The organism is Pseudoalteromonas sp. S1650, assembly GCF_005887195.1.
Classification (GTDB): domain Bacteria; phylum Pseudomonadota; class Gammaproteobacteria; order Enterobacterales; family Alteromonadaceae; genus Pseudoalteromonas; species Pseudoalteromonas simplex.
Window position 1 is genome coordinate 1 of the sequence record NZ_PNDF01000036.1, and the last position, 25,920, is coordinate 25,920.

20 protein-coding genes are annotated in these 25,920 nt (G+C 42.6%); 16 read left to right on the forward strand and 4 right to left on the reverse strand.

The window, feature by feature from the left end:
- The first annotated feature begins 565 nt into the window (after window positions 1-565).
- The 3 genes from CWB80_RS12235 (at window position 566) to CWB80_RS12245 (ending at window position 4,752) form a co-directional block, all read left to right on the forward strand.
- Complete coding sequence (locus CWB80_RS12235; protein ID WP_054554097.1) at window positions 566-2,155, forward strand: alkaline phosphatase; 1,590 nt, start codon at window positions 566-568, stop codon at window positions 2,153-2,155.
- An 11-nt stretch (window positions 2,156-2,166) separates the two neighbouring features.
- The gene (locus CWB80_RS12240) at window positions 2,167-3,963 is read left to right on the forward strand and encodes an alkaline phosphatase family protein (protein WP_138601209.1); all 1,797 of its coding nucleotides are present in this window, start codon (window positions 2,167-2,169) and stop codon (window positions 3,961-3,963) included.
- Between the two features lie 72 nt (window positions 3,964-4,035).
- Window positions 4,036-4,752, forward strand: coding sequence for a hypothetical protein (locus CWB80_RS12245; protein WP_138601207.1), 717 nt, complete (start codon window positions 4,036-4,038; stop codon window positions 4,750-4,752).
- A 53-nt stretch (window positions 4,753-4,805) separates the two neighbouring features.
- Here the strand turns inward: CWB80_RS12245 and CWB80_RS12250 are convergent, their stop codons facing one another.
- Window positions 4,806-6,872 carry a TonB-dependent receptor gene (locus tag CWB80_RS12250; protein ID WP_138601205.1) on the reverse strand — a complete coding sequence of 689 codons (2,067 nt, stop codon included), beginning with the start codon at window positions 6,870-6,872 and terminating at the stop codon, window positions 4,806-4,808.
- A 231-nt stretch (window positions 6,873-7,103) separates the two neighbouring features.
- Here CWB80_RS12250 and CWB80_RS12255 point away from each other — a divergent pair, with 231 nt between their 5' ends.
- From CWB80_RS12255 to CWB80_RS12275, 5 genes are all read left to right on the forward strand, one after another.
- Window positions 7,104-7,898 (forward strand): VOC family protein, encoded by a 795-nt coding sequence (locus CWB80_RS12255; protein WP_138601202.1) that lies wholly within the window; start codon window positions 7,104-7,106, stop codon window positions 7,896-7,898.
- A 113-nt stretch (window positions 7,899-8,011) separates the two neighbouring features.
- Window positions 8,012-8,677, forward strand: a complete 666-nt coding sequence (locus tag CWB80_RS12260; protein ID WP_138601200.1) for an SDR family oxidoreductase — start codon at window positions 8,012-8,014, stop codon at window positions 8,675-8,677.
- A gap of 138 nt (window positions 8,678-8,815) precedes the next feature.
- On the forward strand, window positions 8,816-9,196 hold the full coding sequence (locus CWB80_RS12265) for a hypothetical protein (RefSeq protein ID WP_054554103.1): 381 nt from the start codon (window positions 8,816-8,818) through the stop codon (window positions 9,194-9,196).
- Window positions 9,193-11,529 carry a fatty acid cis/trans isomerase gene (locus tag CWB80_RS12270; RefSeq protein ID WP_138601197.1) on the forward strand — a complete coding sequence of 779 codons (2,337 nt, stop codon included), beginning with the start codon at window positions 9,193-9,195 and terminating at the stop codon, window positions 11,527-11,529. The genes CWB80_RS12265 and CWB80_RS12270 overlap by 4 nt, the downstream gene beginning before the upstream one ends.
- A gap of 98 nt (window positions 11,530-11,627) precedes the next feature.
- The gene (locus CWB80_RS12275; protein WP_054554105.1) at window positions 11,628-13,379 is read left to right on the forward strand and encodes a hybrid sensor histidine kinase/response regulator; all 1,752 of its coding nucleotides are present in this window, start codon (window positions 11,628-11,630) and stop codon (window positions 13,377-13,379) included.
- 13 nt (window positions 13,380-13,392) lie between these two features.
- Here the strand turns inward: CWB80_RS12275 and CWB80_RS12280 are convergent, their stop codons facing one another.
- On the reverse strand, window positions 13,393-14,016 hold the full coding sequence (locus tag CWB80_RS12280; protein WP_138601195.1) for a toast rack family protein: 624 nt from the start codon (window positions 14,014-14,016) through the stop codon (window positions 13,393-13,395).
- Window positions 14,017-14,145: 129 nt separating this feature from the next.
- On the opposite strand from CWB80_RS12280, the gene modF reads away from it, so the two are divergent.
- Complete coding sequence (gene modF / locus CWB80_RS12285) at window positions 14,146-15,603, forward strand: molybdate ABC transporter ATP-binding protein ModF (protein ID WP_138601192.1); 1,458 nt, start codon at window positions 14,146-14,148, stop codon at window positions 15,601-15,603.
- A 26-nt stretch (window positions 15,604-15,629) separates the two neighbouring features.
- On the opposite strand, the gene CWB80_RS12290 is transcribed toward modF, so the two are convergent.
- Window positions 15,630-16,508 (reverse strand): TraB/GumN family protein, encoded by an 879-nt coding sequence (locus CWB80_RS12290; RefSeq protein ID WP_138601189.1) that lies wholly within the window; start codon window positions 16,506-16,508, stop codon window positions 15,630-15,632.
- A gap of 537 nt (window positions 16,509-17,045) precedes the next feature.
- On the opposite strand from CWB80_RS12290, the gene ilvG reads away from it, so the two are divergent.
- The 7 genes from ilvG to can all read left to right on the forward strand — a co-directional run bounded on the left by ilvG (window position 17,046) and on the right by can (window position 25,497).
- Window positions 17,046-18,695 carry an acetolactate synthase 2 catalytic subunit gene (gene ilvG / locus CWB80_RS12295; RefSeq protein ID WP_138601186.1) on the forward strand — a complete coding sequence of 550 codons (1,650 nt, stop codon included), beginning with the start codon at window positions 17,046-17,048 and terminating at the stop codon, window positions 18,693-18,695.
- Window positions 18,692-18,937 carry an acetolactate synthase 2 small subunit gene (gene ilvM, locus CWB80_RS12300; protein ID WP_054554110.1) on the forward strand — a complete coding sequence of 82 codons (246 nt, stop codon included), beginning with the start codon at window positions 18,692-18,694 and terminating at the stop codon, window positions 18,935-18,937. The genes ilvG and ilvM overlap by 4 nt, the downstream gene beginning before the upstream one ends.
- 103 nt (window positions 18,938-19,040) lie before the next feature.
- Entirely contained in the window at window positions 19,041-20,897 is a 1,857-nt protein-coding gene (ilvD, locus tag CWB80_RS12305) for a dihydroxy-acid dehydratase (protein WP_054554111.1), read from the forward strand.
- Window positions 20,898-20,899: 2 nt separating this feature from the next.
- Window positions 20,900-22,453 carry a threonine ammonia-lyase, biosynthetic gene (gene ilvA, locus CWB80_RS12310; RefSeq protein ID WP_138601184.1) on the forward strand — a complete coding sequence of 518 codons (1,554 nt, stop codon included), beginning with the start codon at window positions 20,900-20,902 and terminating at the stop codon, window positions 22,451-22,453.
- 138 nt (window positions 22,454-22,591) lie between these two features.
- Complete coding sequence (locus CWB80_RS12315) at window positions 22,592-23,587, forward strand: ABC transporter substrate-binding protein (protein WP_228482690.1); 996 nt, start codon at window positions 22,592-22,594, stop codon at window positions 23,585-23,587.
- 50 nt (window positions 23,588-23,637) lie between these two features.
- A complete protein-coding gene (locus CWB80_RS12320; protein WP_138601181.1) occupies window positions 23,638-24,816 on the forward strand; it encodes a methyltransferase in 1,179 nt (392 codons plus the stop codon).
- An 18-nt stretch (window positions 24,817-24,834) separates the two neighbouring features.
- Window positions 24,835-25,497 (forward strand): carbonate dehydratase, encoded by a 663-nt coding sequence (gene can, locus CWB80_RS12325; RefSeq protein ID WP_054554114.1) that lies wholly within the window; start codon window positions 24,835-24,837, stop codon window positions 25,495-25,497.
- A gap of 50 nt (window positions 25,498-25,547) precedes the next feature.
- On the opposite strand, the gene ubiK is transcribed toward can, so the two are convergent.
- Window positions 25,548-25,811, reverse strand: coding sequence for a ubiquinone biosynthesis accessory factor UbiK (ubiK, locus tag CWB80_RS12330; RefSeq protein ID WP_138601178.1), 264 nt, complete (start codon window positions 25,809-25,811; stop codon window positions 25,548-25,550).
- Window positions 25,812-25,920 lie beyond the last annotated feature (109 nt).

Genomic DNA, 25,920 nt, shown 5'->3' on the forward strand with positions numbered 1-25,920 from the left:
GTGAGAAGCTTACCCGATAGGCTACCAGACAGGCATTATCCAAGGGTGGTAAGAAGGAAACCTAATAAATATCCCTATAAAAGAAAATGCCAGTCAGCTCTTAACTGACTGGCATTACGCCTAGGCGGCCTTTTTTAATGTCTGTAGAAAAGCTGTCAGCTTTCAGACGTCAGATTCGATCGGTGGGGTTGTTTAGTGTGGTGTTTAGCTCAGCATTTGCCCTATTCATTCTTCGGGTAGGTTGGTTTGAGCGCAGCGAAACCCAACACAATCCATGTAAACCTTTTCTTTGGTAAAGCCAAACCACATTAAAGCACTCCCAAGGTTATGCTTGACCTAGAAGCTAGAACTTTTACCCTCGCAACTCACACCTAGCAACCAACTCTGTTATTTTTACTAAAACTAATTACTTACCTATAGCTAAAGTTGTTTTTGGTTTCATCATTTCGTCATGAAAAACCACTTTTTTAGTAACAATGCCTTCTTAGTATGGCTGCGCTAATTATCCAAGTGCAGTTTAGTTAGCACTCAAATTCTTAAAATAACGTACTAACGGAACGTAACGATGAAAATTAATAAAATTGCTACTGCAATTGGTTTAACGTTGGCATTGTCAGCGACGGCCAATGCAGGTGTGTTACCAGACAGTCAAAAACAAAATGATTGGTATAGTGCTGCTGAAACAAAATTAACAGAAAAAGAAGCGGCGGCTCAGGCTGAGCAAACGTTTAAAGCTAAAAATGTCATTTTATTTGTTGGCGATGGTATGGGTATCTCAACGCTGACTGCATCTCGTATTATGGCGGGACAAATGGAAGGCAAGTCAGGCGAAGAAGGCTTACTAAGCTTTGAGGAATTTCCATACTCAGCGCAAATCAAAACCTATAACGTTGATGCGCAAACCCCTGACTCTGCAGGCACGATGACAGCAATTATTTCAGGTGTTAAAACCGATGTAGGTGTAATTGGTGTAAACGAAAATATCGAGCGTGGCGAGTGTGCAACTGTTGCTGGTAACGAGTTAATTACCGCAACAGAACTGGCAGAAATTAAAGGTTTAGCAACAGGTGTTATCTCTACGGCGCGTATTACTCACGCAACACCGGCTGCAACCTATGCAAAATCAGCTGACCGTAACTGGGAAGACGTATCAGATATGCCGGCTGATGCTGTAGAAGCCGGTTGTGAAGATATTGCCTCACAACTTGTAAATTTTGAGAAAAACCTAGAAGCACGCTTCGTAGGGACTGACGTAGATGGTCTTGAAGTTGTGATGGGCGGTGGTCGTCGTCACTTCTTACCAAAAGACGCAACGTTTAACTCAACTGATGCAGTGAGCGAAGTAGAAGGTGACCGTACGGATGAGCGTGACCTAACGGCTGAGTGGCAAGAAATGTACCCTGATGGTAAGTACGTCATGGACCAAGCAGGCTTCGATACACTAAATGCTGACAGCAAACGTGTATTTGCATTATTTAACGAATCACACATGCAATACGAAGCAGATCGCGCTAACGATGTAGCGGGTGAACCGTCATTATCTGAAATGACAGGTAAAGCAATTGATATCTTAAAGAGCAATGAAAAAGGCTTTTTCTTAACGGTTGAATCAGGCCGTATCGACCATGGCCACCATGCGGGCAATGCTTATAACGCGTTAAACGATACCGTTGAATTTGCCAAAGCAGTGCAAACAGCAGTTGAGAACACCAACCCAGAAGAAACTCTTATTCTTGTTACTGCCGACCACAGCCACGTATTCACTATCGCGGGCTACCCAAAGCGTGGTAATCCAATCTTAGGTCAAGTAGTTGCTATTGGTAGCGAAGAGCCAAGCCTTGCGGCAGATGGTATGCCTTACACCACAGTTGGTTATGCTAATGGTTTAGGTTTTCGCGATTTAGGCGATGAAACCGACGCTGATGCATCTTATAGCGAAGCGGCATTTGCAGGCCGTGTTGATTTAACGGGTGTTGATACGACTACTCCTGGTTATCACCAAGAAGCCACTGTGCCACTAAGTTCAGAGACTCATGCAGGTGAAGATATTTCACTGCATGCAAAAGGTCCAGGTGCGCAACTAGCACAAGGCGTTGTGGAGCAAAACGTAATTTTCCACATCATTAACCAAGCTCTAGAACTAATTGAAGAATAATGGCGACGACGATGAAAAAACTAAATTTAATTTCTCTTGCTGTAGTAGTGGCATTAGCGGGTTGTTCTGATGACGATGACAACTCACCAAAAACATTAACCATTGAAAATACATTAGCTGTTGGCTCTGAGCAGTGCGTAAACGGTGGTACAGAAACCCTTACCGGTGAAGATAGTAACGATAACGGTGAGCTAGACTCAGCAGAAGTAACGGATACAAGCGTTGCATGTAATGCACCAGCAACGTCGTTAACGGCATCGCAATTAGCGCCATTGACTGATAATGAATGGTTCAAGTCAGCACAAGTTAAAGTCGCTAGTAGCGAAGAAAACATTGCTGCCGTTGTAAAAGAGTCAGGTAAAGCGAAAAACGTGATTCTGTTTGTTGGTGACGGCATGGGTATTTCAACTGTCACAGCAGCACGTATTATGGCCGGTCAACTAGAGGGTAAGCTAGGAGAAGAGCATCAACTAAGCTTTGAAACACTACCATTCTCAGGGTTTGCTAAAACCTATAACGTTGATGCGCAAACACCTGATTCTGCGGGTACGATGACGGCAATGGCATCGGGCGTAAAAACGGATGCTGGCGTTATCGGTGTTGATGAAGACATCGAACGTGGTAACTGTGCAACGGTTGCAGGTAATGAACTAGTTACAGCCACTGAGCTTGCTGAGATTGCCGGTAAGTCGACGGGTATTGTTTCGACAGCCCGTATCACTCACGCAACGCCTGCAGCAACGTATGCAAAATCGGCTGACCGTAACTGGGAAGACGTATCAGATATGCCAGAAGCGGCAGTTACCGCTGGCTGTGAAGATATTGCATCGCAGTTAGTTAACTTTGAAGCAAACCTAGAGGCACGCTACGAAGGCTTAGATGTTGATGGTTTAGAAGTTGTCATGGGCGGCGGTCGTCGTCATTTCTTACCGAAAGACGCAGCATTTAACTCTGCTGATGCTGTGAGCTCGGTAGAAGGCGACCGTACAGATGGTCGTGACCTAACAGCTGAGTGGAAAGCTAAATATCCTGCAGGTCAATATGTGATGGACCAAGCTGGTTTTGATGCAATTGATGCAGAGTCAACTGAGCGCGTATTTGGTTTATTCAATGAATCACATATGCAATACGAAGCAGACCGTGCAAACGATGTAGCAGGCGAGCCTTCACTTGCTGAAATGACAGCAAAAGCAATTGATGTGTTAGATAACAACGCCAATGGTTTCATGCTAACAGTTGAAGCCGGTCGTATTGACCACGGTCACCACGCTGGTAATGCTTACAATGCACTAAGCGACACAGTTGAGCTTTCAAAAGCAGTCCAAGTTGCTCTTGATAAAACCAGCATCGAAGACACGTTAATCATAGTAACAGCTGACCACAGCCACGTATTTACCATTGCAGGCTACCCAAAACGTGGTAACCCAATCTTAGGTAAAGTGGTACCTGTGGGTAGTGATGAACCATCACTTGCAGCAGATAACATGCCATACACAACGGTTGGTTATACCAATGGTGGCGGTTTCCGCGACTTAGGTGATGAGACTGATGCTGATGCAGGTTATAACTTTGCACCGGTAACGGGTCGTGTTGATTTAACAGATGTTGACACAACAACGCCAGGTTTCCACCAAGAAGCTGTTGTACCACTAGGCTCTGAAACACATGCAGCAGAAGATGTGGGTGTGTATGCAGTAGGTCCAGGTGCACATTTAGTAACAGGCACTAATGAGCAAAGCCTTATCTTCCATGTTATGGATTATGCCGCTGACCTTGTTAAACAAGCCGATGCTAAATTAGCACAATAATGAGTGTTTGGGAGGCTCCATGCCTCCCTTACTCAATTAGTTATAAAGTAAACCAAGACAAAAGAGAATCCCGTGAAAGCAGCCATCTTACTTGCCTCATTACTTAGTCCACTTGCTGTTGCAGGGCAATGCGATATGAGCACCGGTTTTACGCAAGCAGACTATAAAGTCACCACAGAAATCGTTGCTAATAAGCAGCATACTGAAAACACTTTTACCCTTTGGCGTACGCCTCACCAGGTGGCTAAGCAGAATCCACAATTTATTGAATTATGGCAACAGTTGCGTAATCAACAAATTCGCCCAATTCGTTATTTTCAGCATGCCCAGCGTGGTATTGAGTATCAACCATCGGAAGTGCAAGGTGAACAAGATTGGAGTAGCAAATATCAGCTAGTAAGCGATAAGTTTTTAGCCTCAATGACGCACCAGAAAAGCACCGGTGAAGGCTGTGAGTTAACAGAGTATTACACACAGCAGCAGGGTGAGAGCAAAATAGAGCTAAGCTGGCTTGCCAATCAAAAGTTACTCAAAGCAATTCGTATTTCAACACCAACTTATAGCCGTGAAATTGCTTTAACAGCCAGTCATTACAACCAGCAAAAGATTCAGGCAGAATTTGCGAAATGGGATAACTATCAAACGACCGATTACGCAGATATCGGTGATAATGAAAGCGATCCATTTTTAGCTAAAATGATCAACTTAGGGTTTGTTGAGCATGGTGCAAGTGGATTTTATGATGCGCAAGGTAATCAGCTCAAAGGTGAGCACGGTCATCATCACTAATTAAAAAAGGCACCTTGGTGCCTTTTTTGTTGTTTAATTACTTTAGCTTAAATCTAAAATGCATAGTTCCAAGTTAGATTTACAGTACGGCCAGTGCCTGCAAAATAGCGAGTTGCCGATGGGTTTGTTTGCCCATAATAAGTGATGTAGTACTTATCTAGCAGGTTATCGATACCTAGGCTAAATGCACCATACTCAGCACTTTGATATTGCACTGATAAATCAACGGTTGTGTAGCCGTCAAATTCTTCACCAGTATTAAAGTCGCGATCAAACACTTTATTAACTTGTAAGCGGCTAGACAAACTTGCTGGCCATTGTTGCTGCCAGTAAAGGTTTAACCGTGTCGGTGAAATATTGCTGCCGCCTAAGTCGCTCTCTACTTTATTGTCGCCATCACCGTCATATTGGCCTTCTGTATCAGCGTAACTTGCACCGAATGTTGTGCTGTTAGTTAGGTAATACTGTGCATTGGCTTCAAAACCTGAGATCTCAGTGCGTTCACGTTTTACACTGTAAATACCATCAGCATCAGCTTGTAAACGAGAGCCTAAGTCTGAGTCAGATTCAAAGTAGCTGGCTTTAATATTGAAGCTATCGCTTGCATATTCAAAACCTAATTCGCGGTTATCAGAAATCACAGGTTCTAGGTTTAAGAAACTTTCAACCGATAAGCCAGTTTGGTTTATACCACGCAGTACACGCCCCACATCGGCCATGCTAAAGCCTTCGCTGTAGCTTGCGTAGAAACGAAGGTCATCAGTCACTTGGTAGACAACACCTAAGTTCTCTAATAATTCGTTAAAGCTTGGCTCACCGCCTTCTACAAAGCTGCTGTTGTAAGATGCTAGGGTAGTAAAGTCATCTACTTTTAATTTGCCGTACTCGTAACGAACACCGGCATTGAAAGTCCAATCTTCTAAGCCGTCATAACGTAGCTGAGCGAATGGTGCGATGTTATTAAACTTGGTTTTTGGCACCCAATGTCGACCTGTTTGCGCAAGCTCTTGGTATGTTTCGTCAGAAAGTAAATCGATACCGGTCGCAATATCAAACTGGCTGCTTAATAGGTTATCTTTATTATAAGTAACGCGACTTCCAAACTTTTGTGACTTGTTTTGAGATTGGTCGTAAAGGTTTTCACCAAATTCAGGATCTTGGAAAGTACCAAATGTACCGCCGCCATACATTGCCGCAAAATCTTGCGTGAATAACTGAACTGCAAGGTTGCCGCCAGCGATATTAGTGTGGTTGTAATCAAGGGTGAAAGTTGTTACACGGTTGCGTGGTGCATCACCTTCTATATCGCCTTTTTCAGCTGATGTGGCAAGGCCTGTTGTTGGGTCACCATTAATAGCAACAAAATCTCCATTACCCTCAATTTTGTAGTGGTTCAGCATCGCTTGAATACTTTGTTCATTATCAAGCTGATATTTAACTTTTAAAAATAGGTCTAGGCTGGTTGAGTCTTGCGTATCACCTTGTGTGCCATCTAACCCAACAAAGTCTCCGTTACCATCGCGATACATACCTGTACTACGAGCCGATACACCACCAATAAAGCTAATATCATCTAGCTGTTGGCTGAATAAGTAGCTGGCTTTATAGCTTTGGCTGTCGCTGCCACCGTCTGTCGGAGTGCTAAACCCCGCGCTCATTTGGTGATTAAAATCGCCTGCTGATTTTGTGATGATATTAATAATACCGCCGCTTGCGCCCATGCCTTGGATTGCATTAGCACCACTGATCACTTCGATGCGTTCGATCATGGCAGGATCAATTGTATTGCCGTCACGAGAACCATTACGCAACGGGTTCGACTGAGGTACACCATCAATCATGTATAGCGGTTCACGGCCACGTAGTGTTTCACCTGCGCTAGTCATCTTTTGACGGCTTGGTGAAAAACTCGGTAATAAATTACCTAAAATTTGCGATAGATCTTGAGTGTGAGCAAGTTGCTCAGCAATGTCTTCACTGGTAATAACGCTGATAGTTGCAGGTACAGTACTAACAGGTGCCGTACTACGCGTTGTAGAAACAGTAATACGCTCAATATCTTGAGCCTGATTTGCTAACGCAGCGATAGGAGTAAGTAAAAAAGGAAGCGCAAATTTCATTGACATCGTTAAATCGCTATATAATTGTTATTAAAAATTGTTCGTATTTATACATGTGTTTATTGCTGCAATCAATATTGTGTAAAGGCTATAAAAACTTGGTTTACTTTGGTTTTTCTGTAAGTGACTGATAATGATTATTTAATTTTTCTAAACGGTTATTTAATTAATTTAAAAAATAATTGGTAAAAAAGCCGCTTGTTGATTACCGTTAATGAAGGAGGAACAGCCATGACAAAAATAAATACAAAACACCCTGCGGGTACTTTCTGTTGGGCCGAGTTATGCGCAAAAGACTGGCAAGCTGCAAAGCAATTTTACACGCAACTTTTTGACTGGGGTTTTGATGATCAGCCAATAGGTGAAGACATGTATTACACCATGCTGCAAAAGCAAGGTGATGATATTGCCGCTATGTATCAACTGCCAGCAAGTATGAGTGAGATGCCAACCCATTGGTTATTATATATTGCTGTTGATGACGTTGACCAAAGCACTGAGCTGGCAAAATCATTGGGGGCAACGGTTTTGGCAGGGCCACATGATGTCATGACAGCGGGTCGCATGGTGATGCTGCAAGAACCTGGCGGCGCAACATTTGCCTTGTGGCAAGCGGGTGAGCATATCGGGGCTAAAAGAGTGCAAGAGCTTAACCTACCTTATTGGTTTGAGCTTGTGTCGAAAGACATGCAAAAAAGTCGCGACTTTTATTGTCAGTTATTCGGATGGCAGTTTGAGGTGAAACCCATGGAAGGTATGGACTACACCTTATTCACTATTGATGAGCAACCGATAGCAGGCATGCTCGAAATGACCGATGAATGGCCAGATGATATTCCACCGCATTGGATGCCGTATTTTGCGGTAGCAGATTGCGATCAGGCGGTTGCCAAAGCAACGCAGCTTAATGGCGCTATTTGTGTACCAGCAACAGACATTCCAGATGTTGGACGTTTTAGTGTGATTACCGACCCACAAGGGGCCGTTTTTTCTATTCTTAAGTCAACCATTGATGAATTAACTTAAGCTCTTGGTTTTTGCCAATCTGTCCCAAAGTATACACCTAAGCCTCATCAAGATGCAGAAACTCGCACCTTGAGGTGGTTTAGGTATAAATCCCCCAACTAAGGAGCAGATTGATGACTAAGCATGTGGTGGTTACAGGGGCCAATAAAGGTATTGGTCTTAATTTATGTAAACAATATTCAGCCAAAGGTTACCGTGTTACCGCGGTGGTTCGCACCCCAAGCGAAGAACTTCAAGCACTCGATGTGAAGATTATTAGCGACATTGATGTATCTAAAGCCGATGATGTTGCAACACTTGCCAATTACTTACACGGCGACAAAATTGATATTTTGGTTAATAACGCCGGTATTTTTCACAACGAAACATTCGCTGATATGGACTTTGCTGCCATCGAAAAGCAAATTAGCGTGAACAGTATCGCGCCTATTCGTATTACGCATGCATTACAGCAAAGTTTAGGCGTTGATGCTAAAGTGGCGATGATCACATCGCGCATGGGCTCAATTGCTGATAACGGCTCGGGCGGTTACATTGGTTATCGCATGTCAAAGGCGGCCCTTAATGCTGCGAGTGTTAGTTTAGCCTATGAGTTAAAAGATAAAAAAATTGCTGTTGGCTTATTTCACCCAGGCTTTGTACAAACGCAAATGGTTAATTTTGCTGGCGATATCAGCCCTGAAACTGCAGCAGAGCGTCTCATCAAACGTATTGATGAACTAAACCTTAGCAACACAGGTGGGTTTTGGCATTCAAATGGTGAAACGCTACCTTGGTAATACTTTTTTCACTGTTTTTATAACTCGGTTAGTTAGTAGCTAAAAAGCTGCTAACTGCTGATAAGTTTCGCTAATTTTTGAACTTATAGTTTGCTATACTCGTACAATTAAAAGTCATTTTGATGTAGAGAACAGCACATGGAATTAGAGCAAAATAGCGAATTAACCCTTCCTCTTTTTTATTTCGATGAAAACCTTCATAGCCGCGATATTGAATCTCCAGATCTATTATTACATGTAACGTTAAGCGAAGAGTTACTCGCGCAGCTTTGTCAAAACCCAGCTGCTGATAGCAGTGTCGCTATTGCTATTAATGAATATCGTCTTGAAGCGTTAAATGATGATTATCAAGTATTGATTAATAGTGAGCACGACGCGCAGTTAACTTTAGTTCGCGGGCCATTATTGAGCGCAATGCTTAGCTGTGACAATGATCAAACTTTTGTGTCGCCGCAAGTAGATATGATGCCAACCTTCGATTTAGGTGATGACGTTGAAGATATCGAGGAGGAAGGATGAGAAAAACCCTCACGACCGTATTCGGCCTTATTCTTTTAAGTGGCTGTGCATATTTAGGCGCTGCTCATTACGATGAATTGTTTGGTGAAGAGCAACCTAGAGAGCGTGTTGTTGCTGCATCAACACTTGAAGGCGCCGAGTTTTTAAGTGACGTAAAACCTATTCTTGACACTCGTTGTGTGGTTTGTCACGGCTGTTATGATGCACCTTGTCAGCTTAAGTTATCTTCTGTGGAAGGAATTGACCGAGGTTTAAGTAAAGAGCGTGTCTATGATGGCACACGTTTGCTTGCACAAGAGCCAAGTCGTTTACTATTTGATGCTACAACCACAGCTCAGTGGCGTGAAAAAGGCTTTACGCCAGTGCTTAACGAGCGAGTACAAACCGAAGAAGCGAACCTAGCGGGTAGCGTGCTTTATAACTCTTTGGTGCTTAAGCAAAGCAGCCCTCTGCCTAAGCAAGCTATTTTAGGTGATGAGTTTGATTTTTCACTCGATCGTGAACAAACATGCACCACAATGAATGAGTTTGATTCATTTGCTAAAGATAATCCACACAGTGGTATGCCATATGGTTTACCGGGGATCTCAAGCGAAGAGTTTCAGCACCTTGCTAAATGGCTCAGAAAAGGCGGATATCTTGCTCATATTGAGCCCCCTGAAAAAGGCGTACTTAAGCAAGTGGAGCGCTGGGAAGCTTTCTTAAATCAAGATGGTTTAAAGCATCAACTAGCTGCTCGTTATATTTACGAGCACTGGTACTTAGCGCATATTTATTTTCCTGAGCATGGCGATAAACACAGCTACTTTAAACTAGTTCGCTCTTCGACTCCGCCGGGAGAAGAGATCAAGCATATTAGCACGCGTCGCCCTTATGAAGACCCTAAAGTTGAACGAGTTTACTATCGTTTAATGCATGACCGCTCGACTATTTTAGCTAAAACACATTTACCTTTAGCATTAAATGATGAAAAACTTGCCCGCTTACATTCGCAATTTATTGAAGCTGATTATCAAGTAAATAAATTGCCAAGCTATAAGCCTGAAGTAGCATCAAATCCGTTTAAAGCTTTTGCAGCAATTCCAGTAAACTCGCGTTATCAATTTATGCTTGATGAAGCAGAGCTGATAATCATGGGCTTTATTAAAGGTCCTGTTTGTCGTGGTCAAATCGCGTTAAACGTGATTAACGATCAGTTTTGGGTTGGTTTTGCTAAGCCTGAAATGGCGGCGACACCTAAAGTCGGTGAAATGTTGTTACAACATGAAGATGCGCTAGCTTTACCTGCAGAAGAAGAAAGTAACGCTTTACCGATTTCTAGTTGGGTAAAGTACTCAAAACGCCAAAACAAATACTTATCAGCAAAAGTTGCACTGGCAAATAAGATGTTTGAGAACGGTCAGCACCTTACCACCGATTTACTTTGGCAAGGTGATGGTCATAACCAAAATGCAGCGCTGACGGTGTTCCGTCATTTCGATAGTGCAACGGTTGTAAAAGGTTGGATAGGCCAGCAACCAAAGACTGCTTGGATACTCGATTATGCCTTATTTGAGCGTATTCATTACCTGCTGGTGGCGGGGTTTGATGTGTACGGCAATATAGGTCACCAGCTTTTAACTCGTTTGTATATGGACTTTTTACGCTTAGAAGGCGAAGCAAATTATCTGGCGTTATTACCAGAAGCTAAACGTAAAGAAGTTAAAGCTCAGTGGTATCGTAAATCACCACCTAGTTTAACCAGTTTCTTTGAAGATGAACTGTCATTTAGTCAACCTACTGGCATTGAATTCAAAACAGCAGATCAACAGTCTGAGTTGTATAAGATGCTTAAAGAGAAGCTTAAACCAATTTTGAGTTCTCGTTATGACTACACCAAAGTGCCAGAACCGCTTGCACAAATAAATGATTTGCCTGTCAAAGCAATTAATCTACTGCCGCAAATTTCGTTTGTGTTAGTCAAAGAGGGCGATGAACAGCACAAAGCCTATACTCTTATTCATCACAATGCTCATTACAATATTTCGAGTTTATTGAATGAAGAAGGGCAACGAGCTTATGACGAAGATACTGTAACAATTGTACCGGGGTTTATTGGTGATTACCCAGAAGCAATTTGGTATCTACATAACGAACAACAGGTTGCTGCATTTGCAGCTGGGCTTGCTAAAGTGACTGATGAGACGGCATATAGAGACCTGAAAAGCGAATTTGCGATTCGTCGAACGCATCCTCAGTTTTGGCAATACAGCGATATTTTGCATCGTGTAGCTAAAGAATACCGAGGTGTCGAATTTGGGTTATTTGATTATAACCGCCTCGAAAATAGGTAGTCTTTAAGTACAGCTTTGTTTGTTGATAAAGCCCACTTAATAGTGGGCTTTACTGCTTAATTTAGACTAGAATAAAATAAAAAAGATCAGAGAAATGCATGTTAAACCTAGTTATTGATATCCGTAAAAGATATCGCTGGGGGTTATTAGCGATAGCGCTTCTAATATCCTTTTCAGCGGCCTTGATTCAATCTTTGTTGTATATCCAAAAGGGTGATGCCGAGGTGATCAATATTGCCGGCAAGCAACGAATGCTCTCTCAAAAGATTGCTTTGCATGGTAACGCATTAATTTATGACAAGTCTCTGCCTGTAAAGCAACAGCATCGCAAGCTGCTACAAGACACCGTTGAGCAGTTTATTGCAGGTCACCAGTTTTTGGTTGCTCGCGATGGTCCAAATACGTTTCGTCATTTAAATCAGGAGTTAGAGGCACATTACTTTGCTGCTCCAAATAAGCTTGATGCGCGTGTTAAGCGCTATGTAAGCAAAGCACAGAAGCTATTAAATAGCCGTGACGACTACACTGATTTTGACGGGCCTGTTTTCGAAACTCAACAAGTTGAAGTCTTATTAAATGAATTAGATGTAGCTGTTGAGTTGCTTGAGCAAGAGTCTGTAAAAAAAGTCACATTTATTGCAACAGTTGAATTAATATTTTGGTTAACGGCTTTGCTGTTGTTATTGATTGAACTATTTTTTGTCTTTAAGCCAATGGAATCATTAATCGCTAAAACAATTAATAAGTATCAAACTCAAAAAGAATATGCGGAGCAAATAAGCAAAAATAAAGAGCGCTTTATAGCTCGCGCAAGTCATGAATTTCGAACACCAATACAAGGCCTTACAGCCTCTATTGAAGCGCTTGATATCAATGAACAACAGCTCGCAACTAAAAAACAAGCTGTTTATTGTGTGAATAGATTAGTCGCAATGTTAGATGAACTTGTTGATTTGCAACAGCTCACAACAGGAAATTGGCAATTAAACCCGAGTCGTGGAAATTTAAAGTCGACTCTAAAACACGCGATCACCCCATTTGAATATGTTTGCGACGAAAAGAATATTCTGCTTAGTATCGATATTCCAGAATCTCTTAACAAAGATGTACTCACTGATCATGCTCGTTTACAGCAAGTTTTGGCTGAACTCATCAACAATGCAGTAAAGTTTACTGCTGAACAAGGTCGAATTGCGATCACAGCAAGAAGCCAAGGCGAACAAAACTATATTATTGAAGTGCAAGATAACGGCAAAGGGTTTGAAAAGCCACCGACCGATATACTCAGCTTGGAAAATGATAGCGAGCAACATTTTCAAGGCCTTAAAACTGGTTTGTTGAGGGTGGTGCATATTGTTAAAGCTTTGCAGGGGAATATTGAGTTTTTAAGTGCTCAACCGCAAGGTGTTAAAGTAGTGCTCAGCTTAGAGTTAAGTAATGCCGCTGGTGATGACGCTGAGGTTTTATTACCCAATAAGTTACACTGCTTAATTGTGGAAGATAATCAGTTGAATGCCACTATATTAGGTCGTATTTTAGGGCAGTTAAATTACAGCTTTGATATCGCTGAAAATGGCTTAATCGCCACAGATAAAGCGTCAGATAAGCAGTATGATTTAATCTTTATGGATTTGAATATGCCAGTTATGGATGGCTTTAAAGCGATTGATATTATTCGTAATGAGCAGGGGCAACAGGTGCCAATTTTGGTGGTGACGGCCAATACATCAAATGATGATTTACAACGTGTGTATGAACTTGGGGCTAACCTACATGTATACAAACCGATCTCGCTAGATTCAGTGCAAAAAGCTCTCAGTATTTTATTTACCGAGAGCTCACAGGGATAACCAAAGCGTTAAATTAGTTTGTTACTTTGATGTCGCCAACACCTACCTCAACGTCAATATCATGCAGCCCATTGCCTCGGTAGCTTGAGTGAGAGCTAACGACTTTGCGGCTGGTGTTAGCCTCTTTTTTCAAGCCGCGAATCTTGGTGTCGCCCACACCGGTATCCAGTTCAATGCGTCTGTAATCGTCAAGCGCACTATCAATTCTTACTGCGCCCACACCAAGCTCAATCTCAACTGAATTACTTGCGTCGTTAATTTCAATATCACCTACACCTAGCTCAACATCAATTGCCATTGATTTAGGCATTTTTACATACCAGTTTTGTTGAATGTCATCGTTATCTAATTTTAAGCTAAGTGAGCTGGCACTTTGCGAGTGGCTTAATTCGATATCAGATAAGTCAACATCAGAGCTGAACCAGCTATTGTCATTTTTTGGTTCAATGCGAACCGTAACCACGACTTCACTGCCGTCATAACTTTCGACTTCTAAGCTGCCCACCGGAAAATCAATATCAAGCTGGCTTGCGCCATTCACTGTAAAGTTATGATTTAGCTCACGTGAGTCTTTTGCCATTGCGTATGTTGTTGTAAGTGCTAGGCCTATTGCTGCTACACAAAGTAATTTTTTCATTGTCTGATTCCTGTTAATGACCTTTTATACCTTAGTCGCAGCCGTGTTCAAAAAAGGTTTAAACGATTTTTAATTTTTTATCGAATGCGGTAACGTCAAGCTAACGGTAACTTAGAATGAGGATTCAAAGTGCAACAAGTGCAGTTGGTTAATGTTCGAGCCAGCCTGAAGGGCCAAGGCAATGACGTTTATTATTTAGATGAGCTCAATATCAATGTATCGCCATTGCAGCAATGGGTATTACTTGGCGCCAATGGGGCGGGTAAATCGGCTGTGGCAGCTGCCATTACTGGTTTTGCGAAAATAGAGCAAGGCCAGTATGAGAATAGCTTTGAGCGTATAGCATTGGTATCGCCAGACAGTCAAAAGCAGCTCCTCGCGGCCGAGTTAACAAAAGATCAAGATGACATTATTGATGGCGTTACGCTTTCAAGTACGGTTTATGAGCTGATTATTGCAGGCCGAGACGAGCAACAGCTTGATAGTGATTTGCTACAGCAACTAATAAGCCTATTTGATTTTAGTGACAAACTCAGCAAGGCATTTCGCGATTTATCGACCGGTGAAACCCGCAAATTGATGCTGATTAAAGCCATAATAGGTCGGCCAGATTTACTTGTGCTTGATGAGCCTTTTGATGGCTTAGATGTCAAGGCAATGGCTGGGTTGAATCAGTTACTCGCTGAGCTTAGTAAAACGACGACCCTTATTTTTGTGCTTAATCGCTTAACTGAGATCCCTGACTTTGTGGATCATTACGCCTACGTTAAAGAGGGTCATGTGGCTCAGCAATTAGCAAAGCCTACAGCCGAGCAGCGCGATGATTTACTTAAGCTATTGCACCTTACTCATACTCAGCTACAAATACCTGAGGCAGATATTGACCATCAAGCGCCTCCGCTCACAGACTCTATGCTGGTAAGATTAAACAACGCATCAGTCAGTTATGGCGGCGAGGCTATTTTTGAAAAACTCAACTGGCAAATTAACCAAGGCGAACATTGGCAGTTAACAGGTAAAAATGGCTCAGGTAAAACCTGTTTGCTGAACCTTATCACGGGCGATAACCCGCAGTGTTACAACAACGATATCAAGGTGTTTGGCTACCAGCGCGGAAGTGGTGAGAGTATTTGGCAAATTAAACAGCACATTGGTTATATTTCTAACGCGCTGCATATGGATTATCGAGTGAGTATCACCGCACTCAATACGGTTGTTTCGGGCTTTTATGACAGCATTGGTCTTTACCAAAAAGCCACTGATAAGCAACTTGCCATTGCCAAAAAGTGGTTAGCGTTATTAGGTTTAAGTGATAAACAAAGCAGTTCATTTAGCCAACTGTCTTTTGGTGATCAGCGCTTATTGTTGATTGCTCGGGCTATGGTTAAACACCCTAACTTATTGATTCTTGATGAGCCTTGCTTAGGTCTTGATGAAGCGAATAGGCAGCGCGTGTTATTACTAATAGAAAAAATCTGTGCTGCAGGCACCAGCACCGTGGTGTATGTTAATCACCACGCGAGTGACAAAATAGTCGGTATCAACAATTATTTAGAGATGGCTGATTTCACAAAAAAAGCGCCATAAGGCGCTTTTTAAACGATTGAAATCATTTAAATACGGGTAACGGTAAAACCCTTATCTGTTAATTGCTTCAATAAGCCGTGTTGCTCTGGTAAGTGCAAAGCGCCCACTGCAATGAACAGCTTTTCTTTACCGATGCGAGTAGATAGTTGATTAACCCAATCGTTGTTACGGTCTATCAACATCACTTGCTCGCTTAGCTGACCATACTGAGAGTCATCAAAGCTTTCGTTATAAAACTGTGTAAGTGTTTTCATGTCACCTGATTTCCAAGCCTTGATGAGGCCAAAAAAGTAGGTGTCTACATCTGCAAGTTGGTCGAACGTTTCTTCGATCATTTTGTCATTCATGATTGCTAAGTGCTCAAACATTTCCATTTGTCGTTCAAGAGTTTCTAGCTCACCAACAGAAATTTTATGTTCTTGAGCATAAGCAAGTACTTGCTTGTCTATGCCGTATTGATCTGAAAAACCAACGCTTTGGAACTCCATTTGCATCATGGTGACCATCACCGCCCACGGTGCTAAGTTCTTAAACATCGCAATATCAATTGATTTATCCGCAAAGTACTTTTGCAGTTTTGCATAGTTTTCTGGTGATAATTCTGATTGTAAGGTTTTGCCATTTTTCAGCATCATAAATGGTAATGAGCGACGCTGCATTTCCATCGGTGAAATAGCGCTGATATCCACCTCAACAATGACTTTATCTGAGTTATCGAGTGCTTTTTTTACCTTGCTCGGTAAGCCTTTCATGCTGTCATCGCCAACATGTACGGTACCAAATAAATATGAAGCAACGCCGTTCTTTTCTACTTTCCATATTCCCGGCTCGGCAAGTGCATGTTGGCTAAAACCAAGCAGTAGCACCATAAAAAACAGGGCATTTATACGTTGGACGAATTTCATAACTTTCCTTTTCATTACGTGGTTATTTTCAATACTAAACTAATTCTTCTTTGATGCGTTAAATTAAATCGGCTTTAAGCAGAAAAAAATACATTTAATTGCCAAAAATTAATCAATCATAGAATGGCAGATAAAGAGGTATGAAATTTCAATATTTAGCAAATGGCGAAAAATAAATCTTATTAATGGTGAAGTTTAGATATTTATTTCTATAAAGTCGTTTTTTTGCTTGTTTTTTGAATTGAATTTTATGTTGACTTAACGCCCCCAGCGCGGTACTAATAGAAAAAGACAGCGGGATGGCTAGATTTCCGCTACAAATGAACAGAATTTGGTTACAGATAAATGCTTACAAACAAACTTTCTCTAATTCTAATTAACGTCGTGGTGATTATTATTACCGCGGGGGCTAGTTAGTGCTTAGAGAAAAGTGAAGCATTTAAAAAGCCCCCCGCACTTAACAGTCCGGGGGGCTTTTTTGTTTTAAGGTTTGAGTCGCAGCAAATACACAATGTCACTGAGGAATGAGGATTTACGATGACAGGCGCAGAGTTAACAATCGATTTATTAGCCAAACATGACGTTAAGGATGTTTTTGGTTACCCAGGCGGTGCCATCATGCCTATTTACGACGCCTTGTACGGTGCGCCAGTCAAACATTATTTGACGCGTCATGAGCAAGGAGCGGGTTTTGCAGCAGTAGGGTTTGCCCGCAGCACAGGTAAGTTAGGTGTGTGTTTTGCAACATCAGGCCCTGGAGCAACCAACTTAATAACCGCTCTTGCTGATGCAATGATGGATTCAGTGCCGTTACTTGCCATCACAGGGCAAGTACCTACCGCCGCAATAGGCTCCGACGCCTTTCAGGAAGTGGACGTGTTAGGTATGTCGTTATCATGTACTAAACATAGTTACATGGTTGAAAGAGCTGAAGATTTAGCCGAAATCCTACAAGAAGCCATCCACTTAGCGCAAAGCGGCCGCCCAGGTCCTGTGTTAGTTGATATCCCGAAAGACATCCAAATGGCACAAGTGCCATTCCACCCTTGGTTAGCCGCCGAAGATCATTTACCAAAATTAGACCCGAACCAAGTTGCAATAGCTAATCAAATCTTAAGTGAAGCGCAGCGCCCTGTGGCGTATATCGGTGGTGGTGTACAAGCTGCTGATGCACAAAACGAGCTTATGCAGTTTTTAGAAAAAACACATATGCCTGCGGTATCAACGTTGAAAGCGTTAGGCAGTGTATTACCTGATTATGAATATGATTTGGGTATGCTAGGTATGCATGGCGGTAAAGCAGCTAACTTAGCAGTGCAAGAGTGTGATGTTTTGGTTTGTATCGGTGCCCGTTTTGACGACCGTGTTACTGGCAATTTAAGCAAGTTTGCCGCAAAAGCAAAAGTGATACACCTTGATATCGACGCAGCAGAGGTTGGTAAGCGTAAGCCTGCAAAAGCGTCATTAGTCGCAGATTTAAAAACGTCATTACCGCAACTTGATTGTTTTGTAACGCCTGATGAATGGTTAACGCATATTGAAAGCATGATGAAAGAGCATGCATGGCGTTATGACTATCCAGGCGAGAAAGTATTTGCCCCATATTTATTAAACCAACTAAGCCAAAAAATGCCAGCAACGGGTGTTGTGTGCTGTGATGTGGGTCAGCACCAAATGTGGGTGGCGCAGCACATGAAGTTTAGCCACCCAAGCAATCATTTAAGTAGTGGTGGTGCAGGTACCATGGGCTTTGGTTTACCGGCCGCTATCGGCGCTCAAGTTGCTCGTCCAAATGATTTTGTGATCACGGTGTCGGGTGATGGCTCAATCATGATGAACATTCAAGAACTGGCTACAATTCGCCGTAACAATCTGCCAGTTAAAATTCTAATCTTAGATAACCAGCGCTTAGGCATGGTACGTCAATGGCAGCAGCTATTTTTTGAAGGTCGTTATTCTGAAACAAACCTTTCAGATAATCCTGATTTCGTGCAGTTAGCAGCGGTGTTTGGCATTCCAGGTCAAACCATCACTAAAGCAGATGAAGTCGATGCTGCGGTTGATGCGTTAGTTAATAGTGAAGGTCCATACATTCTTCATGCCTGTATTGATGATAAAGAAAATGTATGGCCGCTTGTACCACCGGGTGCAGCTAATGATGAAATGATGACGGAGACAGTAAAATGAAACACACCCTAACGATTGCACTAAAGAATCAAAGTGTCGCTGTAGAGCGCTTTTTACGCGTTGCACGTCATCGCGGCTTTGACCTAACAACCATGAATTTAGAAATGGCTGATGAAGCGTTTCACGTCACCATGACGGTAGACAGCGATAAGCCAATTTATCTACTAACATCACAATTGAATAAATTGGTTGATGTGAAACACGTTAATGTTGAAAACCAATTTCAACAACAAGCAATCTAGTAAAAATCAACAGGTAACTAGAGTAATCAGATTGATGCTTTAGTGAGAAATAAATTAGGAATGAGGAAGTCAGTGGCATGCCACTGCAACAACTGAGGTAATTATGGCTAAATTAAGAAGTGCAACAACAACAGAAGGTCGCAAACGTGCAGGGGCGCGTGCTTTGTGGCGTGCAACAGGGATGACAGATAAAGACTTCGGTAAGCCAATTATCGCTGTTGTTAACTCATATACTCAGTTTGTACCGGGTCATGTTCACCTTAACCAACTTAGTGAGCTGATGGCTGAAACCATCACCGAAGCCGGTGGTGTACCAAAAGAATTTAATACTATTGCAATCGACGATGGTATCGCAATGGGTCACGGCGGCATGCTGTATTCACTACCATCGCGTGACTTAATTGCTGACTCAGTGGAATACATGGTTAATGCACACTGTGCTGATGCCATGATCTGTATTTCTAACTGCGACAAAATCACCCCAGGGATGATGCTAGCTGCACTGCGTTTAAATATTCCGGTTATTTTCGTATCAGGTGGTCCAATGGAAGCGGGTAAAACACGCCTTGCTGATATCGACATTAAACTTGATTTAGTGGATGCCATGGTGAAAGGCGCTGATACCACAGTAAGCGATGAAGACTCTGAAAAAGTAGAGCGCTCTGCGTGTCCTACTTGTGGTTCGTGTTCGGGTATGTTTACTGCCAACTCAATGAACTGCTTATTAGAAGCGATTGGTTTAGCGCTGCCGGGTAACGGTACCACACTTGCTACGCATAAAGACCGTAAACAACTTTACGTTGAAGCAGGTGCGCGCATTGTTGATTTATGCCGTGAGTATTATCAAAAAGATAATGCAGCAGTATTACCTCGTGCGATTGCTAATCGCACAGCCTTTATGAATGCAATGGTAGTTGATATTGCCATGGGTGGTTCATCAAATACGGTTTTACACTTATTAGCTGCCGCGCAAGAAGCGGGTGTTGATTTTGATATGTCGCACATCGATGAGCTTTCCCGTAAAACTCCTTTCCTTTGTAAAGTGGCACCCGCAACCAATAAATATCACATTGAAGATGTGCACCGCGCTGGTGGCATGATGGCAATTATCCGTGAGTTAGGTAAAGCAGGCCTTGTTGATTTATCTGTTGATCACGTTGCAGGCCACAGTATGGCTGAAATGGTGGCTAAATGGGATGCCACCGATCCTAATAATGAAGTAGCGCAAAAATTCTATAAAGCAGGTCCTGCGGGTATCCGTACTACAAAAGCAATGAGCCAAGAATGTCGCTGGCCAGAACTTGATAATGACCGTGAAAACGGCTGTATCCGCAGTGTTGAAAATGCCTTTCGTCAAGATGGTGGCTTAGCTGTACTATCAGGTAACTTAGCCCTTGATGGCTGTATTGTTAAAAGTGCCGGCGTAGTTGAAGAAATGCTGCATTTTGAAGGCCCTGCGGTTGTATACGAATCACAAGATGATTCGGTAGAGGGTATTCTTAACGGCGAAGTGAAAGCCGGTGACGTTGTTGTAATTCGTTACGAAGGACCAAAAGGCGGCCCAGGCATGCAAGAAATGCTGTATCCAACGAGTTACTTAAAATCAATGGGCTTAGGCGAAAAGTGTGCGCTTATCACCGATGGTCGTTTCTCGGGTGGTACATCAGGTTTATCAATTGGTCACGTTTCACCAGAAGCAGCAAGCGGTGGTGCAATCGCTTATGTTGAAAATGGCGATAAAATAGTAATTGATATCGCAACCCGTGAAATCACTTTGGCGTTGTCTGATGAAGAGCTTGAAGCACGTAAACAAAAGCAACTAGCACGCGGTAAAGATGCTTATAAACCACTTGATCGTGACCGCTATGTTTCATCTGCACTTAAAGCCTATGCATTACTTGCAACCAGTGCAGACAAAGGAGCTGTTCGCGATTTAGCAAAACTTGAGGAGCTTAGTTAATTATGGTTTCTCAAGAGCTCGATTATTTTCGCGCTATCATCCAAGCGAACATGGAGCCGCTTGCAAAAGTCACTGAGGTCAGCGAAATGGCTGATCTTAGTGCTCGGTTAGGCAACCATGTGTGGTTAAAGCGTGAAGACCAACAACCGGTTTATTCATTTAAGCTTCGTGGTGCATTTCATAAACTGAGCAAGTTGCCAAAAGGTTCTGATGTGATCACAGCCTCAGCGGGTAACCATGCGCAAGGGGTTGCACTCAGTGCCTCATTTTTAGGGCATAACGCAACGATTGTGATGCCAGTTACAACACCAGAAATTAAAGTGAATGCAGTACGTTCACTCGGTGGTGAAGTGGTATTACACGGCCATCATTTTGATGCGGCAAAAGCCCATGCTTTAGAACTGACAGAGCAGCGTAACGGGGTGTTTGTGCCACCGTTTGATGATCCTGATGTGATTGTTGGCCAAGGTACCGTTGCCCGTGAATTAATGCAGCAATTGAACGACCTCGATGCTGTTTTTATTCCTGTTGGCGGTGGTGGTTTACTTGCAGGCATGGCGGTGTACATTAAGTCGTTACGTCCTGATATCAAAGTCATTGGTGTTGAAGCTGACGAGAGTGCTTGCCTAAAAGCAGCGCTTGAAGCGGGCAAGCCCGTTGAGCTTGACCGTGTTGGCAGCTTTGCAGATGGTGTAGCCGTAAAAGTCATCGGCACAGAAACATTTCGTTTAGCGCAAAAGTTTTGTGATGAAGTGGTCACTGTAACGGGCGATGAAATCTGCGCCGCAATGCAAGATATCTTTGTTTCGACTCGTGCGATAGCAGAACCTTCAGGGGCGCTATCAACAGCAGGGCTGAAAAAATGGTGCCAACAAAATGGTGTTAAAGGCTTAAACGTTGCTGCAATTTTATCGGGTGCAAACTTAAACTTTGACCGCTTACGTTATGTTGCAGAGCGAACGGCTCTTGGTGAAAAGAACGAAGCGCTGCTTGCTGTGACCATAAAAGAAGAAAAGGGTAGCTTTAAGCAGTTTTGTAACTCACTAGGTGGCAGAGCTATCACCGAGTTTAATTACCGTTACGCAGGCCCCGGCGAAGCACAAATTTTTGTTGGTATTGCATTAAGGCAAGGGCAGCAAGAGCTTGATGAATTAAAAGCGGCACTGACAGAAAACGACTACACGTTTTGCGATCTATCAGATAACGAGCTGGCTAAATTGCATATTCGTTATATGGTGGGTGGTAAAGCGCCTGCTCAACTTCATGAGCGTTTACTACGCTTTGAGTTTCCTGAATACCCAGGCGCACTGGCGCGATTCTTAGATACCCTTGGTAGTAATTGGAATATCACTTTATTCCATTATCGTAATCATGGTGGAGCGATTGGTAATGTGCTGGCGGCCTTTGCTATTGAACCGAGTGATTATGAGGTATTCAATGAGCATTTGAACCGTTTGGGATACAACGTTCAAGATGAAACGAACAATCCATGTTTCACCCAGTTCTTAACTAGCCAAGGTCAAGAATTAAGTGAGGTTAAAGCGGCAAATCAGTAGCTTAGTATAATCAAGGCTGCTAATTAGTAGCCTTGTTTTTTTGTCTATTTTTCCTATAGTTATTGCACGGTTCTCAATCAAGGATGATGCGTGCAAGGAATGAAAAGTCTACTAGGGTTAATCTGTCTAATGCTCTCTATGAGCGCACAGAGCGTTGATAACGTTAGCTTACAATTAAAATGGACTCACCAGTTTCAATTTGCAGGTTATTATATGGCTGCAGAAAAAGGCTTTTACAAGGAAGCGGGCCTTAATGTTGCTATTATACCTGCCGACCCAAATGACCCTGATACCTTTCCTAAAGTGTTAAACGGCCAAGCCGACTTTGCCATTACTCACTCAGGCATATTACAAAAACGCCAGCAAGGCGCATCGGTTGTTGCCCTTGGAGCCATTCTGCAGTTTTCGCCTTACTGCTGGATGGTAAAGAATAACTCAGATATTTTTCAGCCCAGAGACTTTGTTGGAAAGAAACTCAGCAAAGTTAGCTCACTAGAAAATGCAGAACTCTTGGTCATGTTACAGCGTGCTGGATTGAGCCAAGAAAGCTTGATGGCAGCTAGCCATGAAGGCGGCGTTAAAGAGTGGCTTGCCGGTGATTTAGATGCGGTGCAAGTGTATGTCACCAATGAGCCTTACAGCATGACTCTTAGAGGGGTTGGCTATCGACTCATTTGCCCGCAAAAGTTCGGCTTGAATGTGTATGGTGATATTTTATATACCTCTGAGCAGTTTTTAGCGAAGAAGCCTGAGGTTGTAGAGCGTTTTTACCGCGCGAGCCTAAAAGGGTGGCGGTATGCTTTATTGCACTTAGAAGAAAGCATCGATGTGACCAAGCAGCACTATGCTAAACATAAAAGCGTACAGGAGCTGGCTTATGAAGCACATGTTTTGGCAAGCTATATTCAACCTCCAGGGATTAAGTTAGGCAATATGTCGATGGCAAAATGGCGTTTAATTGCAGATCTATATGGCATCGAGCAAGCTGATTTTGATCAGGCTTTTGATGGCTTTATGTATGATCAGCAGCAAGCTGAAGCTATTGAGCTGTCGTGGATGTTGATCCTCGCCATCATTTTAAGTATTGCGTGTGTGCCATTGTACAGTCGCTTGATCAGCAGTAACCGACGTTAAATAAGATAAAAGCTGTTATACTGCTCTTTATTTCTTGTCGCTAAGTAGTTATGACACTTGCCGAGCACTTTGCAGCTTTAGATGCACTGCTATTTTCAACCCGCCAATACTGGCAATGTACCGCATTTGATTTTGATGATCTTCCTTGGCCTGAATTAGCCAACTTATTATGGGCGCTTGATGACCAACAAGTGAGTGAACTTGATGCCGATGAGCAAGCTTTATATCGTTATTTTGCTGAGGCAATAGAGGGTATCGACCAGTTGACTGAGTTGTGTAATTTGCCTGCTATAAGTGCTGCCCGTAATGAATTTCCATTTTGGATAAGTAATGGCATTAAGGGCCGTAAGTTTGAACAACTACAAGACTTTGTCGCGGCCATTAGTCAGCAGTCATTAAACCAGCCTGTTTTAGAATGGTGTGCTGGTAAAGGGCATTTAGGTCGTATGTTGGCATTTAATGGGGCACCACGTGTCCATAGCATTGAGCTACAACAACACTTGTGCGATCAAGGTCAACACAGTGCTAAGCAACAGCAATTGGCGATGCAGTTTTCACAGGCTGATGTATTAACCGATGACACAGATGGCTTTTTTGAAAGCCAGCAGCATGCAGTTGCATTGCATGCCTGTGGTCGTTTGCATCAAACATTTATGCAGCAAGCAAGTAAAGCGAAAACCCAGCAAATTAGTTTTTCACCGTGCTGTTATCATTTATTCACTGATAACGCTTATCAAGCAATGAGCGAGCCCGCAAAAAAAAGCCAACTTGCGCTTACTCATCGTGATTTAAAATTGGCACTACAAGAAACAGTAACAGCACCGAGCCGAGTTGATAAGGTCAGAAAAACAGAGGTTGAATGGCGTCTTGGATTTGATGCGTTACGTAAATCACTGACCGGTGAAATGCACTATGTGAGTGTACCGTCAGTGAACAAAGCGATCTTCTCTGATTCTTTTAACTCATTTTGTTTATGGGCTGCTGAGAAAAAATCATTACATTTACCTGAAGGCATTGATTACAATAAGTTTTTAGAGATAGGTAAAAAGCGCAAAAGGGTCACCGAGCGAGTTGAACTCGTCCGACATGTGTTCAGAAGGGCAATTGAAGTTTGGCTCGTGCTCGATCGTGCTTTATATTTGCAACAACAAGGGTATCAAGTAACAGTTAGTACGTTTTGCGAAAAGCAGCTGACACCAAGGAATATCTTGATCCAAGCTAATTATTAAAAACCGTAAAGAGGCGCAATGAGAAAGTTAAAAAATTTATTCGAAAATAATAGACGTTGGGCAGCGCGTACGAGTGAAAATGATCCTGAGTTTTTTAAAATTCTATCAATGCAGCAAAATCCAGAGTATTTGTGGATCGGTTGTTCTGACTCGCGTGTACCTGCAAACGAAATTGTAGACTTATTACCGGGTGAGCTATTTGTTCACCGTAACGTAGCAAATGTCGTTGTGCATACTGACCATAACTGTCTTTCGGTAATGCAATACGCTGTTGAAGTGCTGAAAGTGAAGCACATCATGGTCGTTGGTCACTATGGCTGTGGTGGTGTTCAAGCAGTATTAAACGAAGCGCGTTTTGGCTTAATTGATAACTGGCTACGCCATGTAGGTGATGTAAAAGAAAAACACATCGAACAACTCAATGCATTACCTGAGCAAGAGCGTTTAAATAGCTTAATTGAACTAAACGTTATCGAACAAGTACGTAACGTGTGCCGTACTAACATTGTGCAAGATGCTTGGGCGAAAGGCCAAGATTTAACAATTCATGGTTGGGTGTATGGCTTAGCGAATGGTCACCTTAATGATCTTGAGTCGGTTGTGACCTGTGCTGAAGAAGCTAGTGATACCTACGGTATCGCCGTTAAGCGTGTATTCGAACGCGTGGCAGAAAAAAGCTAAAACCTAAACTAGTTAGGTACAAAAAAGGAGAGCTAATTCGCTCTCCTTTTTTATTGTTCTTCTTGTTTGCTAGCAAGTTGCTGCTCGAGTAATGCAACTTTCTCTTCAAGCTCAGTGAGTTTTTCACGAGTACGAATAAGTACTTGGCTTTGAATATCAAACTCATCACGGCTTACAAAGTCCATCTCAGCAAGTTTGTTTTGAATAGCTTGCTTTGTTTTGCCTTCAACTGTTTCGGCAAGGTTTTTCACGCCTTGCGGCATGTTGTCAGTAATTTGCTTAGCGATTTCTTCAAGTTTTGCTGGGTTGATCATCTTCGTCCCTTGAGTCACGTAAAAAAACAATCTTACCTTATTGGCTAGGCGTAGTGTAGTGATTACGGTAAAATTGCCCGTCCTGTCTTTGGATAATTTCTTTAGGGGC